The 13,487-nt window shown below is 33.9% G+C and carries 16 protein-coding genes; 11 read left to right on the forward strand and 5 right to left on the reverse strand.

The window, feature by feature from the left end:
• The first annotated feature begins 28 nt into the window (after nucleotides 1-28).
• From ACJMML_RS06705 to ACJMML_RS06735, 7 genes are all read left to right on the forward strand, one after another.
• Complete coding sequence (locus ACJMML_RS06705; protein WP_405306560.1) at nucleotides 29-808, forward strand: alpha/beta hydrolase; 780 nt, start codon at nucleotides 29-31, stop codon at nucleotides 806-808.
• Between the two features lies 1 nt (nucleotide 809).
• Nucleotides 810-1,181, forward strand: a complete 372-nt coding sequence (locus ACJMML_RS06710; RefSeq protein ID WP_405306561.1) for a hypothetical protein — start codon at nucleotides 810-812, stop codon at nucleotides 1,179-1,181.
• 439 nt (nucleotides 1,182-1,620) lie between these two features.
• Nucleotides 1,621-3,222: a CTP synthase gene (locus ACJMML_RS06715; RefSeq protein ID WP_405306682.1), complete on the forward strand. Its 1,602-nt coding sequence runs from the start codon at nucleotides 1,621-1,623 to the stop codon at nucleotides 3,220-3,222.
• Nucleotides 3,223-3,359: 137 nt separating this feature from the next.
• Nucleotides 3,360-4,184 (forward strand): prepilin peptidase, encoded by an 825-nt coding sequence (locus ACJMML_RS06720; RefSeq protein WP_405306562.1) that lies wholly within the window; start codon nucleotides 3,360-3,362, stop codon nucleotides 4,182-4,184.
• A 2-nt stretch (nucleotides 4,185-4,186) separates the two neighbouring features.
• Entirely contained in the window at nucleotides 4,187-4,612 is a 426-nt protein-coding gene (locus tag ACJMML_RS06725) for a class III signal peptide-containing protein (protein WP_405306563.1), read from the forward strand.
• Nucleotides 4,613-4,731: 119 nt separating this feature from the next.
• Entirely contained in the window at nucleotides 4,732-5,490 is a 759-nt protein-coding gene (locus tag ACJMML_RS06730; RefSeq protein ID WP_405306564.1) for a hypothetical protein, read from the forward strand.
• Between the two features lies 1 nt (nucleotide 5,491).
• Entirely contained in the window at nucleotides 5,492-6,172 is a 681-nt protein-coding gene (locus ACJMML_RS06735; RefSeq protein WP_405306565.1) for a TIGR00289 family protein, read from the forward strand.
• Here the strand turns inward: ACJMML_RS06735 and ACJMML_RS06740 are convergent, their stop codons facing one another.
• The 3 genes from ACJMML_RS06740 to ACJMML_RS06750 are packed head-to-tail and all read right to left on the reverse strand — an operon-like array spanning nucleotide 6,173 to nucleotide 7,848.
• Nucleotides 6,173-6,712: a nucleoside monophosphate kinase gene (locus ACJMML_RS06740; protein ID WP_405306566.1), complete on the reverse strand. Its 540-nt coding sequence runs from the start codon at nucleotides 6,710-6,712 to the stop codon at nucleotides 6,173-6,175.
• Nucleotides 6,713-6,716: 4 nt separating this feature from the next.
• Nucleotides 6,717-7,454: a 4-phosphopantoate--beta-alanine ligase gene (locus ACJMML_RS06745; protein WP_405306567.1), complete on the reverse strand. Its 738-nt coding sequence runs from the start codon at nucleotides 7,452-7,454 to the stop codon at nucleotides 6,717-6,719.
• A gap of 10 nt (nucleotides 7,455-7,464) precedes the next feature.
• Nucleotides 7,465-7,848: a hypothetical protein gene (locus ACJMML_RS06750; protein ID WP_405306568.1), complete on the reverse strand. Its 384-nt coding sequence runs from the start codon at nucleotides 7,846-7,848 to the stop codon at nucleotides 7,465-7,467.
• Nucleotides 7,849-8,180: 332 nt separating this feature from the next.
• Between ACJMML_RS06750 and ACJMML_RS06755 the strand changes: the two genes are divergently transcribed.
• Nucleotides 8,181-9,227 carry a ribonuclease H-like domain-containing protein gene (locus ACJMML_RS06755; protein ID WP_405306569.1) on the forward strand — a complete coding sequence of 349 codons (1,047 nt, stop codon included), beginning with the start codon at nucleotides 8,181-8,183 and terminating at the stop codon, nucleotides 9,225-9,227.
• A gap of 1 nt (nucleotide 9,228) precedes the next feature.
• Nucleotides 9,229-10,749 (forward strand): HEAT repeat domain-containing protein, encoded by a 1,521-nt coding sequence (locus tag ACJMML_RS06760; RefSeq protein ID WP_405306570.1) that lies wholly within the window; start codon nucleotides 9,229-9,231, stop codon nucleotides 10,747-10,749.
• On the opposite strand, the gene ACJMML_RS06765 is transcribed toward ACJMML_RS06760, so the two are convergent.
• A complete protein-coding gene (locus ACJMML_RS06765; RefSeq protein WP_405306571.1) occupies nucleotides 10,744-11,499 on the reverse strand; it encodes a ferredoxin in 756 nt (251 codons plus the stop codon). The genes ACJMML_RS06760 and ACJMML_RS06765 overlap by 6 nt on opposite strands.
• Before the next feature lie 72 nt (nucleotides 11,500-11,571).
• Between ACJMML_RS06765 and ACJMML_RS06770 the strand changes: the two genes are divergently transcribed.
• Nucleotides 11,572-12,600 (forward strand): M42 family metallopeptidase, encoded by a 1,029-nt coding sequence (locus tag ACJMML_RS06770; RefSeq protein WP_405306572.1) that lies wholly within the window; start codon nucleotides 11,572-11,574, stop codon nucleotides 12,598-12,600.
• A gap of 23 nt (nucleotides 12,601-12,623) precedes the next feature.
• Here the strand turns inward: ACJMML_RS06770 and tsaA are convergent, their stop codons facing one another.
• Nucleotides 12,624-13,109 carry a tRNA (N6-threonylcarbamoyladenosine(37)-N6)-methyltransferase TrmO gene (gene tsaA / locus ACJMML_RS06775; protein ID WP_405306573.1) on the reverse strand — a complete coding sequence of 162 codons (486 nt, stop codon included), beginning with the start codon at nucleotides 13,107-13,109 and terminating at the stop codon, nucleotides 12,624-12,626.
• Between the two features lie 157 nt (nucleotides 13,110-13,266).
• Here tsaA and ACJMML_RS06780 point away from each other — a divergent pair, with 157 nt between their 5' ends.
• Nucleotides 13,267-13,473, forward strand: a complete 207-nt coding sequence (locus ACJMML_RS06780) for a molybdopterin-binding protein (protein ID WP_405306574.1) — start codon at nucleotides 13,267-13,269, stop codon at nucleotides 13,471-13,473.
• Nucleotides 13,474-13,487 lie beyond the last annotated feature (14 nt).

Genomic DNA, 13,487 nt, shown 5'->3' on the forward strand with positions numbered 1-13,487 from the left:
GTGGATAAACAGTTTGGATAGTGATATTATGGTTCTATTTAGAGGAGACATTAAGTGCAAAAGCCTGCAGAGACGTACGTCAATCAGCGTAATATTGCCGGCGGACAATATTCACTTTTTACAGGATACAGAAGAGATTGTTCCGAAGCCTTACAAAACTCTGTATCTGCTTCACGGACTTTACGGCAGTGATGACATATTTCTTGCAAATACATCCATTCAGAAGTTTGCCGAAGACAATGGAATAGCTATTGTAATTCCTTGTGGTGAAAACAGTTTTTACGTTGACAATCCTAAGGCTCATGCATATTATGGTGAATATGTGGGTCAGGAACTCTTGGACATTACAAGAAACATCTTTCCGCTTTCCCACAAACGTGAGGATACCTTCATTGCGGGATTTTCCATGGGGGGATATGGTGCGATTAGAAACGGTTTGAAATATCATGAGAACTTTTCAAAAATAGGAATGATATCTGCGGCCTTGATAACAGATGATATTGTAAACTATACTGATGACAGTAATGTTTTGCGCTCTAGGGATTTTTACGAGTCAATTTTTGGTGATTTGGATAAATTGGAAGGTTCAGATATGGATCCGAAAGCATTGATTGGAAACTGTCCGAATATTCCGGACATTTACATGGCCTGTGGAGCAGATGACTTTTTATTCGAAAAGAATACTGATTTTAATGACTATTTAAAAGATAATGGTATTGATGCCACTTTTGTTAGAGCTCCAGGGGAGCATACTTGGGAATTTTGTGACGAGCATATAAAAGAGTTCATTAAGACATTTAGGGGTTAATATGAAATGTCCTAATTGTGGTAACGAGTTGGATGAGGACAACTATTGTGATGAGTGTGTTGAATTTTTCAATGACTTGGATGATGATTCAGAGGATTTTGAATTTGAAGAGGAACCTGATTTTGATTCAATGGTAAACAATGGGGATCAAATATGCCTGAACTGCACCTATTGGAGCGTAAGTCCATATGGAAGGGCTCATGGAATGTATTGCAGAAGAGGCAATGGGCAGACCGAACCTAACGATTCCTGTTTTGACTTTGTCCAGTCCCACAGCTTTGCAAATTATGGCGATGAAGGTCAGTTTCAGTTTGATGAAACATCAAGAGACATTTCAAATAAACTGAATAACTGGAGAAACAGGAGATATTAAAAAAAACTTAGATTCATTCAATTTATTATCAACTATGAGTTGATGATTAAATGTGCTGTAAAGGATTTTTTCATTGGTTTTGACGAATTCGATGAATTCCGTGCTTGCATGTGTACCTGAAGGGATTTTTGGATTTCCCATTAATCGATGAAAATAAGTTAAACGTCAATGACATCATGATATAGGTTTGTTTCCTTCACGGATTATGGAATTATTTATCAATATTTAGGTCTGTTTAATTACTGCATCTTTTTTTTCTTCTTTCATTGGTAAATCTGCATTAACGATAATCATTTTATCATTTTTTTTAAATTAAAATTATTCAGGATTTTAACATATTGATTTTGTCCTTTTTTAAGCAATTTTTACCTCAAATAAATTTTTATATATTATGAATTACTAAAATTATAAATGTAATTTTAATTAGGAGAGGATTTTTCTGACAAAGTATATTATTATAACTGGTGGGGTAGTTAGTTCCATAGGAAAGGGTATAACATCTGCTTCTATGGGAAGAATTTTAAGATCTTATGGTTTAAAAGTTTCAGCTATTAAAATAGACCCGTATTTGAACTGGGATTCTGGAACACTCAATCCATATCAGCATGGTGAGGTATTCGTAACTCATGATGGTATGGAAACCGACTTGGATTTAGGTCACTATGAAAGATTTTTAGATGTTGAACTTGACGGAATTGCAAATATTACTACCGGTAAGGTTTATGAATCTGTAATTGCCAAAGAAAGAGAAGGAGGATATCTTGGAGAATGTGTACAGGTTATTCCTCATATCACTAATCGTATTAAAGAGATGATTAGGGAAAATTCTGAAAGTGCAGATTATGATGTAGTTCTTGTAGAACTTGGAGGTACTGTCGGAGATATTGAAAGCCAACCTTTCCTTGAAGCCTTAAGACAACTCAGAAATGAGGAAGGCAGAGAAAACGTCATGTTTGTCCATGTTACATTTATCCCCTACCTAAATGCAGCTGGAGAATTCAAAACCAAACCTACCCAACACTCTACAAAAGAGCTAAGAAGTGTCGGTATAAATCCTGATGTTATTGTATGCAGATCACAGGTCCACATTGATGATGCTTTACTTGGAAAAGTTGCTCATTTCTGTGATGTTGATGTTAAAGCTGTGGTTAACACTCCTGATGCCGGAACAATCTATGAAGTTCCTCTTGTTTTGGAAGAGCGCAACATAGGAGAGCTAATCGTTAATAGGATAGGTCTGGATGTTGAAGCCGATTCTTCAAAATTGGATGATTGGGCTGAAATTGTCAAATCTTTAAGAATCACTGATCCTCAGGTCACTATCGGTATTGTTGGAAAATATGTTGAACTTGAAGATTCATACATCAGTATCCGTGAATCTCTGCTTCATGCAGCGGCCAGCATAGGCGTAAAGGCCAATATCCAATATTTAAGTTCAGATGTTGAGGAATTGGACCAGGATGCTTTAAGTAAGTATGACGGTATATTGATTCCTGGCGGTTTCGGAGAACGTGGTTTTGAAGGTAAATTGGATGCTATTGATTATGCAATTGAAAATAATGTTCCATTGTTTGGAATCTGCCTTGGAATGCAGTCCATGGTGACCCAATTTGCAAGAAGAAACGGTTATCCTGATGCAAACAGTTCCGAATTCGATGACAATTTGAAATACCCTGTTATCGACATGATGGAAGAGCAAAAGAAAATCAAAAACATGGGCGGAACTATGCGTCTGGGATCATATGACTGTAAAATCATCGAAGGAACCAAAACCTATGAGGCCTATGGTGAAATCGATATTGAAGAACGTCACAGGCATAGATATGAGTTCAACAATGATTTCAGAGATGATTTGCAGGAAAAAGGTTTAATAATTTCCGGTACAAGTCCTGATGACTTTTTAGTGGAAATTGTTGAATTGCCAAATCACCCTTGGGCTATTGGATGTCAATTCCATCCGGAATTTAAATCAAGACCTAATAGGCCACATCCATTATTTAAAGCATTTTTAGAAGCTATTTATGAGTTTTCTAAAAATTAATTTTTCTATTTTTTTTGCAATTTTACAAGTCAAAAGCAATTTAACGAGTTTATTTTCTATCTAATTAATATATTTTGAGTTATAATAGTACTATCATGAATTTTAGTACTATATTTTTGATTCAAATAGTTATTACAATGATATTTTGTATTTTGGCATCAATTTATGATATTCGAGATAATATTGTTCCCAACAGATTATGTTATGTCCTGGCGTTGTTTGGATTGTTATCAAATTTGGTTTTGTCATTAATTACAAGTAACGTTAAATTCATTTTAGCTTCATTTATTTCAATGTTTATCACATATGCTATAACTTATTTGTTATGGAAATTGAAAATGTGGGGTGGTGGCGATGTAAGGTTATTCACTGCAATTGCTACAGTAATACCAACTGGACTAAATATTGATTTTTTGAATATTTTTCCTCAACTGTCAATATATCCATTTTCATTCAGTGTTGTTGTAAACAGTATTCTTGTTTCATTTCCATTTTTGCTGATATTTGTCGGTCACCTAATTATTAAAAATGATGTATTTAAGAATCACCCATTTTATCTGATAACCTTGCTGAATATTGAGAATTTAAGAAAGATAATCCATTCAACTTTAAATAGGACAATACCAATTAAAGACTTAAAGGAAGGAAATATTGTGAATGATTATTATTTCGATGACAAATATATTATTGAGTTAATAAAGGATGTTGACGGCAATTTAGAAGTTTTTGAAAGTAAAAGTGGTGAAGGAAAATATTATTTTAAATCCATAAGTGCTGGAGGAATAACTGAAAAGGATATGTATCTTATAAAGATAATGAGTACTCAGGGATTTATCGGCAAGTACATCTCAATAAAAATTTCATATCCGTTCACTCCGGCAATTTTTGCAGGATTGATGATAGCGGTATTTTATGGGGACATAATAATGTTGTTTACAAAAAATCTGGTTTTGGTGGTGTAAATATGCATGATGACAAAGGACAGGTTTCACTTGAATATCTATTGATATTTGCAATATCATTAATGCTACTGATTGTTTTTACTTTGCCTTTGGCTGATTTAACGATTGGAAATACATTGGATGTATCGGATACCTTAAGTGCAAAATCGGATTTGTCAAAAATATCCCAAGCCATCGAGGAAGTTTATGGGCAGGGTCAGGGATCAAAACAAATGGTCCATGTAGTTTCATCAAAAGATTTGAAGGTTAATGTTGCAAATAACTATATTTCATGCAACTTAAAGCTCAATGGGGGCCAACAAAAATCTGAAAAAATATATTTCAAGTCAACTCTTGAAAAATCTGATATTTATTTAAGAAGAGGTGAAAATTCAATAATTGTGGAATGGCCTGAAAATACTGAAAATATGCAGATATATGTTAAATAACCCTATTTCATACAAAGTTTTTTAAGTATTATAATTTAATATTTAAATATACTTTTAAATGGCGTGTGAAATATATGGATATTTTAAGTGCAATAATTTACATTGTTTTATTTATTATAATGATGGTTTTTGTTTTTTCAATAGGAATGATAAGAAGATACATGCCAAGACGTGAAATTTTATTAGTTTTGGCGGTGGCTTTTTTAATTGGTGCAATTGGAGGAGCATTCTTCTTACAGCCAATATATGAAGAAGTGCCCGATTTGGCAAGTTCTTTTGAAAAAAGCATGCCTAATAATAAAGAAACATTATATCTTGATTTGTCATCTTCAGTCGATACAGATGCCCTTAGGCGTGATGTGTCTGCCATGGAGGGTTTCAAATCATTTGATGAAACATCTATCTCGATACCAATGTGGCATTTTAATGAAGTAGAGCACGATTATTTTGAAGAGATAGTTGGAAATATTGACAGCAATTATAAGAATTATAATGTAACATCAGATAGAATTAATATTGAGCTGGCAGATAATTACACATCTACCGAAGCTTTAAAAACTTTTTCAGATTGGTTTAAATTAGTGTATGGTGAAACACTATCCTATGCACAGATTCATGCAGTTTTAGTTGTTGACTCATCTCATTTGGATGATTTTGAAAAAGCATTGCTTGATAAAGGAATTGTAGCAAGCAGTATTGAAGGGCCAGTCCAGAATACAGTAAATAACACAAACTCCTCAATGTTGTCTAACCTTGAATTTACATTGGTTTGTGGTGGTGTTGGTGTTATTGTAGCATTGATTGGAATTTATATGGATAGCGTTGTTCCAGCATACAGAAGATTTAGGAAATCAATGAAAACCAAACGTAAAAGATAATATGAATGTAGCGATTTTATTTTCAGGAGGTAAAGACAGCACTATGGCTGTTTTTGCCGCTTTAGAAGCGAAAGAAGATGTAAAATATCTTCTTTCAATGAAATCTAAAAATGATGAATCGTATATGTTTCATGTTCCCAACATTCATGTCACTGATTTGCTTTCAGAAGCGATGGATATTCCTATAATGTCTGTTGAAACTGATGGCGTTAAGGAAGAGGAACTTAAAGATTTGAAGGCTGCTTTTGTTGATCTTAAAAATTTAGGTGTTGAGGCAATATACACTGGTGCACTTTATTCCGTTTATCAGAAGTCCAGAATTGAAAAATTGGGCGATGAAGTGGGCTTGAAAATAGTGTCTCCTTATTGGCATGTGGATGAACTGGAGTACATGAACAAAATTGTTTCATTAGGTTTTAAAATAATGATTTGCGGTGTCGCTGCATGGGGATTGGATGAATCCTGGCTTGGACGAATAATTGATGAAAAAGCAATCGATGAGCTTGTGAAACTTAATGAAAAATATCATGTTGACATTGCTTTTGAAGGGGGCGAGGCCGAAACTTTGGCTATTGATGGACCTATTTTTAAAAAAAGACTTGAAATATTAAAATATAAAAAGGAATGGCATCTTGACAGTGGTGTTTTTATCATCGAAGATGCTGTTTTAAAAGAAAAGTAATTATATACCGATTTCACTGAAATATTCATCAATCTTTTCGGTAAAACTTTCCAAATCACTTTCATTGATAATGAGCTTATCTGAAAGTGCAATTACTGTTCCAATTCCAAAACCTAATTCTGTATCGTCTCTTTTTTTGAATTCGGCGTAGTCTTGAGAATCATCTTCTCTCATTCTGAGTTTCAATCTTTCAAAACGTATTTTTGGATTTGTAAAGACTGAAAGGATAATAAAGTTATCGAAGTTTTCTTTAAACATCTCCACTTCGTGAGGGCTTCTTATGCCTTCAACGATTATTAGTTTTTCAATGCCTTCATCTTGAATTTTTTTAATTTTTTTAATTGTAAGTTCTGCCACTATGTATTGTCCATGTTCTGCTCTGAGATTTTTAGCAGTTTCTTTGCTACTTTCTCCTCTTTTTTTAGCTTCTTCTCTTACAATATCGCCCATACTGACAATAAGCGCTCCTTTTTCAGTTGCCATATCAGAAACTATACTTTTGCCAGAACCTGGCATACCAGATATTCCCATTACTTGCATTTTTTCACTCTTTTACTCTTATTTGCGCTAATGATTCTTTAAGGTTTTCCTCGTTGTCAAATTCATTAACTAATTGCATTAATATTTCTTTATCTTGATTTTTTAAATCTTCAGCTATTTTTGTCATGTAGGGTATTGCACGAACAATATTGTCCATAATTGACACATCAGACATCTTGGAAGTTCTAGATAGTGGATTCAAATCAATGGTTATTATATTTTTTCCACTATTTTTAAGTATTTCTGCTCTGTCGCCATCTTCTAATGGTATAAGTATGGTGTCGGCAATGTATATTCCAGTTTTACTTGCTGAAGACCTGCTATTTTTAATTTCATTCAAATATTCCATATCATCATCTAATGATCCTAAAATTTCTTTATATCCATGGTCTTTATATAGTTGAGTAATTATTTTTACTCTATCGTCGGTTCTATAGAATAAATTAATTTCAATTTTTGCATTAACACTTCTGGCCAGTTCGATAATCTCATCGCATGCAAGAGCGGTTGCATTTCCATTGACAGAAATCACAGGGTTGTTTGATAAAAGCAGTGCAGCTACAGCCACATACATCGCTCTTTTTGCAGGATGAGTCGTACGTTCGCCAATTAGATAATCAAATGCTTCGCCTCGGCCATGAGCTATCATGGCTGATTCGGCTAAATAGCCTTCTTTTGATGCTTTGACGATTTTGTCTCTTAATAATAATGATTCGTACCTTGGATGTGATTTTGGTATCATATTTTATCTCCTATTTTAAATCAATATTCATTTGAGCTAAATACCCCAATAATGTTGTTATTAATAATGTTAGAATGCCTATGGAAATAATATGCAAAGGATATGGTCCTGTAATTAATCTCCCCATATGTGGTATCATTGAAAAGGCTGAATCTAGAATAATGTCAATAATGACAAAGAGTATTCCAGCCAGAATTCCTTCAACAACTTCATTGCTTTCTATGTTCCTGATGTAAATTATCCCAAAGAATACAGTTGCAACAATTGTAACAATTGGTGTAATTATGTTGACTTGGGGAAGATTAGGATTGAATATGGGGTTAAAAATTGCTGTAGATAATGAAGTTATAATCCATATTAGAATTCCGCACATTATGCATAATTTCAGTTTCATTTTAAAACCTTAAATGTTAATTAATTATATTTTTAGCTTAAAATATTAAATACTTTTCTAAGGTTTTTTAACAGTTTAATTGCTTTTAATCAAAAAATAGTTTTAGGTTGTTGGGTAGATAATTAAAATAATTAACTATCTACCGACTTGTTTTCACAAGCTTTTAGAGAAATGAATTTTAAAATTTGGCTGTTTTTATCTATCTCTAGGCTACTTTGTAGCCAATTATATTATTTGAAATTTACTATATATAAATTTTATTATAATTTATAAAAATTCAAGTATACTTTATTAAAAAGCTTTATATTAAGGAATTTATAAAGTTTAATTGAATGATGCAAGATTATAATTTTGAGGAATATTTAAGAAAATCATTATCCAATTCCATAAGCTCACAAAATCCATCAGAAACTGCAAAAAATAAGGCGAGAAAGCTGTCCCCCTCTTATTATCGGGATTTAAAGGAAAAACTCTTAATCGAATATGAGGACAAATCACTGAAAGACATAATGGATTGCAAAATATCCACATCATCATTTGGGGACGTATTGAAAATAACCAAAAGGGAAAAAATAAACTTCAATATTGAAGACAATAACTTCAAGCATCAAATTAACAATAATTTAAAATTGCTGCCGAAAATAGGTCTTAAAACAGAACAGAATCTTAAGAATAAGGGTTTTGATACAATAGAATCCCTTAGAAATCATGACAGGTATGGGGATTCGGCATCAAAGTTTTTAGAAAATTTGGATGAACTGTCCTTTTGCGAAATCATGGATCTTTTGGACAGCAACAGATACTCTAAAAAGTGTAGGGATAATGTAATTAAAAGCATCAGTTTGACGGATAAGGAAAACTTCAAATTCATGGATATAGAGACTAAAGGATTATCTAATGTTCCTATAATATTGATAGGAGTTGCAGAAATTAAGGGGAATTCTATCCAAGCGTCACAATATTTCCTAAGGGACTATACAGAAGAGGCAAATATAATTGATGCCTATCTGTCTCATTTGGATGAGGATTCCATTCATGTAACATTCAATGGAAAAACATTTGATGTACCTTTCATAAAAAATAGATGTAGATACAATAGGATTGATGCCAATTTGGATTTGCCCCATCTGGATTTGATGTATTTTGCAAAAAATCTGTGGGGTGAAAAGCTGCCAAATTGCCAACTGCAAACAATAGAAAAGGAATTGTTTGGAATAAAACGTATTGGAGACGTTCCAGGACAATATATTCCAGGATATTATGATACTTATTTAGAAGAGAATAATATAGGTCCCGTAGTGCCAATAATAGAGCACAATGCCCAAGATATTATTTCGCTTGCAAGTTTTTTAGATAAAATGTATAGGGATGTAAATTAAAATGGGATTATTTGACAGATTCAAGAAAAGCGATAGCAAAAAAGAGAAAAAACCGATTGAGGAGAAAGTCATTCCTGATGATTTGGAAATTGATGAGGATCAACTACTCTTAAAAGACATAGCCATAAACAGTAAAGATAGATATGAGAGGGCTGCAGCAGCTGACCAGATTACGGACCAGTATGTTGCACTGGATTTGGCTAAAAATGTTAAGGACCGTGCAATCAGGTTAATTGCAATAAATAATATTAAAGATGAAAAGTTGCTTAGGGATGCGGCTGAAAACTCTCAATTTTTTGATGTGAGAAGCTTTGCGTGGGAAAGGCTTGGCGAAAACAACAAGTCAATTGCTGAAGTTGTAATAAATACAAAAAAGAATCCTCATGTCGATGAGATATTTGAGAAAGTGGTTGATGAAAAGACACTTGAATGGATTGCAATTGATGCTCAGGATAAAAAATACAGAAACGCTGCTGTTGAAAAAATCGATGATGAAGAAGTATTATATGATTTGGTCTTTAAAGCAAAGGACAAATCAATAAGAAAGGCATGTGTGGAAAAGGAAACATTCGTCAGTGAAGAGATGCTTCAAAAGGTAGCAATTGAGGATAAGGATGAATCTGTTAAGATTGCAGCAGTCAAAAAGATTGAAGACGACAAATGTCTGGAGAATATCGCACTGACTGAAGATAATGCGAAGATAAGAACCCTAATTTTTGACAAGATTGATGATATAAATATTTTACGGGACATTGCTCTGAATTCAAAAAAAGCAGATGTAAGATTGGATTTGGTTCAGAAACTGGATGATGAAGATTTATTAAAACAAATAGCTTTAAATGACGCTGATAAGATTGTCAGAAGTGAAGCTGTTAAAAAGATTACCGATGAAAATGCATTGTTGGAGGTAATCTCATCTGATGAGGACAGGTTTGTCCGCCAGATTGCAGTAAAAAACATTTCCAATCCTGAAGACCTTATTAAGATAGCCCTTGAAGATGAGGACCAGTTTGTAAGAAATCATGCAATTACAAACCCTGCATTGACAAGTGAAGATGATTTTACGTATGTTGCAATCAATTCAACTCATGAAGATGTGGCTATCGAAGCCTTAAATCACATCACTGAAGAGAAAAACTTCATAGATATTTTGAAAAATGCCAAATTGGATTCTATAAGCAAAGCCACTCTAGACAATATTGACGATTTGGAAACATTAATCCGGATTGTCCTTGCAAATGAGGACGAGGAATTCTCCCTTAAGGCATTGAATAAAATCAAAGTTGAAAAATGTTTATTTAAAATCTATGAGCAGGGCATATCTGAAAACATATCTGTAAGAGCAGTATCTTTAATCAAAAATCAAAAGATGTTGACTGACATTGCAAGAAACGCCCCATCCTGGAGAATTCGTGAAGTTGCTGTTAAAAAGATAGTAAGTAAAAAGGTTTTAAAGGATATTTCAATCAATGATGAAAACGAATATGTAAGGGAAGTTGCCAAAAAGAGAATGAATCTATAAATAGAATTCAGGCTCTTTTCTTTCGCTATTGGCTTCTTCAAAAGCAGGTTTTTTCGCTTCAAAAGCATCTCCGGAAAACTTACGGGCATTTTCAGGACAAATTGAAATGCAGGCTGTACATCTTGAGCAGATGTCCAGGTCTGTTTCAATCGGATCGTCTTCAGGAATTGCCTTTTCAGGACAGATTGAAACGCAATCATAACAGAATGCACATAAAGTCTCATCACAGCTTATTTCAAATGGCAACTGCTTATAATCAGTATATGGTCTGTTTCCAGGAATTTCAGATTTCAATGATTCTGCGGATTCCAGTTTTTCAATACAGTTTTTAGAAAATTCATCAATTTTTTCCAAATCGCTATCATCCGGTCTTCCGACTGCAACGCCGTCAAAAATTGAATGATGGGAGATTGTTGATGCGGCGGCAATTACATTAAATCCATTTTCATTTAATAAATCGACTAATTCGAGTAGGGAATCAGTTACATGTGCATTACCGTAGTTAACGACTGCAATTGCAGGGGTGTCATTTCCTTTGATTTTTGATAATCTCTCACGTGCAGTTTTTGGAATTCTTCCGGCAAAAACGGGCATCACTACGATTGCAATATCATCACTTTCTAATTGTTTTTCAGATTTAAAAATTAATAAGTTGCAATTCTCCTTTTCTTGGCTAAAATTACATGCTATTTGGTCTGCTACCTTTTGACTAGTCCCTGAAGGACTAAAAAATATTTCGACAATTGACATATTATCACCTATATTATATTCTATAGAAACTATTTAATATTATTAAATTAATAAAAATAATTTGGTGATACGATGGAATTAATGAGAGAGCTATCTTTAGCACCGGGTGTATCCGGCAGTGAAGAAAAAATAGCTGAAATTATTACACGCGAATTAAAAGATGTAGCCGATAAAATCGAAACTGACAGTATGGGAAACCTCATTGCAACTAAAAAAGGTGAAAAAAAGGCACCTAAAGTAATGCTTGCTGCCCATATGGATGAAATTGGCTTAATGGTAAGATACATTGATGATAACGGTTTTATTAAATTCTCAAATATTGGCGGAATTAATGACCAAATGTTGATGAACCAAACTGTAACTGTCCACTCTTCAGTCGGTGAGCCTATTGTTGGAGTAATCGGTTCAAAACCGCCACATGTAACAAGTCCTGAAGAGAGAAAAAAGGTTGTTAAATCTGATGACATGTTCATTGATATTGGGGCAAAAGACAAAGAAGAAGCAGAAAAAATGGTGAGAATCGGAGATAAGATGACTTTCAACTCACTCTTTGCCGAATATCCAAATAATCTGATTATGGGTAAGGCTCTGGACAATCGTGTAGGCTGCTATGTGATGATGGAAGTTCTAAAAAGAGTCGACACCAGAGCAACCGTTTATGGCGTAGGTACCGTACAGGAAGAGGTTGGCCTTAAGGGAGCTAAAACTTCTGCTTTCAAATTGAATCCTGACCTTGCAATTGCACTTGACGTAACATTATCAGGTGACCACCCTGGAATCAAACCGGAAGAGGCACCTGTTGTAATGGGCAAAGGTCCGGCAATTATTTTGGCAGATGCCAGCGGAAGGGGAATTTTGACCCAACAATCAGTTAAGGACATGCTTATTAGCGCAGGGGACGAAAACGAAATTCCATATCAATTAGAGGTAAGTGATGGCGGAACCACTGACGGAACTGCAATACACCTGACCCGTGAAGGAATCCCTACAGGCGTTTTATCAGTTCCTACCCGTTACATACACACTCCTGTAAGTGTATGTAGTATGGACGATATTGAAAATACAATTCAATTAATTACTGAAGCTATAAACAACTTATAGCTTCTAATTTTTCTATTTTTAATTTATTTAAATCGGGCATCTGATTTTTGTGATTTTGCCTTTTGGTGTTTGGTTTCAAACCATCCTATTTTTAGCTCATCAATTGTATCTTCATATAATTGGGGCACATATGGCTTGATGTCAAGAAGTGGTGTTCCGTCTAATATGTCAACGTTTTCTATATGGATGGTATTTCCTTTCACCTTGTTTACTTTTACCACGCTCATTCCGATTCTGTTCGGTCTTTTTGGAGATCTTGTTGCAAATACCCCGTGGGTGTCATTGTCCATGAATGGCTTTACTTCAAGCAGGTATCCCTCCACTTTGTGAAGCAGATATATTAAATGAATGTGTGAAAATTCTTCTAAATCTTTTAGGCCGTCTACATATTTGTCCTTGATTTCAATTGTTCCCTTTATTCCTTTTGCGCCTGTTGGCTGAATTGGCATGCCTTCTATTTTTTTGAATTCGGTATGGATGGTGCCAATTGATTCTAATTCAATATTCATAATTATTATATTCGTCATCCTCATTATTAAAACTTCCTTTTTCGATATGAAGCATTTCAGGTAATCGACTTAAAAATTCTTTATTTGCCAAAAAACGAAACATTTATATACAATTCGATATAACATTATATTGTGTAAAACACATTGAGGTGAAAAAATGAAACTTAGTGCAAGAAATCAATTAGAAGGTAAAATTACAAATGTAGAACTAGGAGCCGTTATGGCTAATATTAAAATCGAAATTTCAGAACCTAATACAATTACAGCTGTTATAACTAAGGAATCCGCTGAAAAATTAGGTTTAGTTGAAGGCGATGATGTTACTGCAATCATCAAATCTACTGAAGTAATTATAGGAAAATAGATTAGGAGTGTTTG

This window comes from Methanobrevibacter sp. (assembly GCF_045130115.1).
Lineage (GTDB): Archaea > Methanobacteriota > Methanobacteria > Methanobacteriales > Methanobacteriaceae > Methanocatella.

Coding starts and splice junctions, on each gene's coding strand:
- ACJMML_RS06760 (WP_405306570.1), top strand. CDS start 9,229: ATGGGATTATTTGACAGATTCAAGAAAAGCGATAGCAAAAAAGAGAAA.
- ACJMML_RS06750 (WP_405306568.1), bottom strand. CDS start 7,848: ATGAAACTGAAATTATGCATAATGTGCGGAATTCTAATATGGATTATA.
- ACJMML_RS06705 (WP_405306560.1), top strand. CDS start 29: ATGGTTCTATTTAGAGGAGACATTAAGTGCAAAAGCCTGCAGAGACGT.
- ACJMML_RS06730 (WP_405306564.1), top strand. CDS start 4,732: ATGATGGTTTTTGTTTTTTCAATAGGAATGATAAGAAGATACATGCCA.
- ACJMML_RS06765 (WP_405306571.1), bottom strand. CDS start 11,499: ATGTCAATTGTCGAAATATTTTTTAGTCCTTCAGGGACTAGTCAAAAG.
- ACJMML_RS06720 (WP_405306562.1), top strand. CDS start 3,360: ATGATATTTTGTATTTTGGCATCAATTTATGATATTCGAGATAATATT.
- ACJMML_RS06740 (WP_405306566.1), bottom strand. CDS start 6,712: ATGCAAGTAATGGGAATATCTGGTATGCCAGGTTCTGGCAAAAGTATA.
- ACJMML_RS06735 (WP_405306565.1), top strand. CDS start 5,492: ATGAATGTAGCGATTTTATTTTCAGGAGGTAAAGACAGCACTATGGCT.
- ACJMML_RS06770 (WP_405306572.1), top strand. CDS start 11,572: ATGGAATTAATGAGAGAGCTATCTTTAGCACCGGGTGTATCCGGCAGT.
- ACJMML_RS06780 (WP_405306574.1), top strand. CDS start 13,267: ATGAAACTTAGTGCAAGAAATCAATTAGAAGGTAAAATTACAAATGTA.
- ACJMML_RS06745 (WP_405306567.1), bottom strand. CDS start 7,454: ATGATACCAAAATCACATCCAAGGTACGAATCATTATTATTAAGAGAC.
- ACJMML_RS06725 (WP_405306563.1), top strand. CDS start 4,187: ATGCATGATGACAAAGGACAGGTTTCACTTGAATATCTATTGATATTT.
- ACJMML_RS06710 (WP_405306561.1), top strand. CDS start 810: ATGAAATGTCCTAATTGTGGTAACGAGTTGGATGAGGACAACTATTGT.
- tsaA (WP_405306573.1), bottom strand. CDS start 13,109: ATGAATATTGAATTAGAATCAATTGGCACCATCCATACCGAATTCAAA.
- ACJMML_RS06755 (WP_405306569.1), top strand. CDS start 8,181: ATGATGCAAGATTATAATTTTGAGGAATATTTAAGAAAATCATTATCC.